At 65.6% G+C, this 855-nt stretch carries 1 pseudogene; it reads left to right on the forward strand.

Annotation, left to right across the window (positions count from 1 at the left end):
- A pseudogene (locus AXW62_RS27950) lies at window positions 1–855 on the forward strand (beta-ketoacyl synthase N-terminal-like domain-containing protein); the annotation flags it as partial.

Raw genomic sequence — 855 nt, forward strand, 5'->3', positions numbered from 1 at the left:
GCGGCGAGTGTGATTTCGGGTCGGTTGGCGTACACGTTTGGTCTTGAGGGGCCGACGATCACGGTGGATACGGCGTGTTCGTCGTCGTTGGTGGCGTTGCACCTGGCGGTTCAGGCGTTGCGGAATGGTGAGTGTTCGCTGGCGTTGGCCGGTGGTGTGACGGTGATGGCGACTCCGGCGCCGTTTGTGGAGTTCAGTCGTCAGCGTGGGCTTGCGGCGGATGGCCGGTGCAAGGCGTTTCGGCGGATGCGGATGGTACGGGGTGGTCCGAGGGTGCGGGCATGCTGTTGGTGGAGCGGTTGTCGGATGCTCGGCGTAATGGTCATCCGGTGTTGGCGGTGGTGCGTGGTAGTGCGATCAATCAGGATGGTGCGTCCAATGGGTTGACGGCGCCGAATGGTCCGTCGCAGCAGCGGGTGATTCGTCAGGCGTTGGCGAATGCGGGTCTGTCGGCGTCCGAGGTGGACGCGGTGGAGGCGCATGGTACGGGGACCAGTCTTGGTGATCCGATCGAGGCGCAGGCGTTGCTGGCCACGTACGGTCAGGAGCGGGATGCCGGGCGGCCGTTGCTGTTGGGTTCGATCAAGTCGAATATGGGGCACACGCAGGCGGCGGCGGGTGTGGCGGGCATCATCAAGATGGTGATGGCGATGCGGCATGGTGTGTTGCCGCGTACGTTGCACGCGCAGGAGCCGTCGCCGCATGTTGACTGGTCCGCGGGTGCGGTGTCGTTGTTGCAGGAGTCGGTGGCGTGGCCGGAGTCGGGTCGTCCCCGGCGGGCGGCGGTCTCGTCGTTCGGTTTCAGTGGTACCAACGCGCACACGATCATTGAGCAGGCGCCCGAGCCCGAACCGG

This window comes from Streptomyces hygroscopicus subsp. hygroscopicus (assembly GCF_001553455.1).
Classification (GTDB): domain Bacteria; phylum Actinomycetota; class Actinomycetes; order Streptomycetales; family Streptomycetaceae; genus Streptomyces; species Streptomyces hygroscopicus.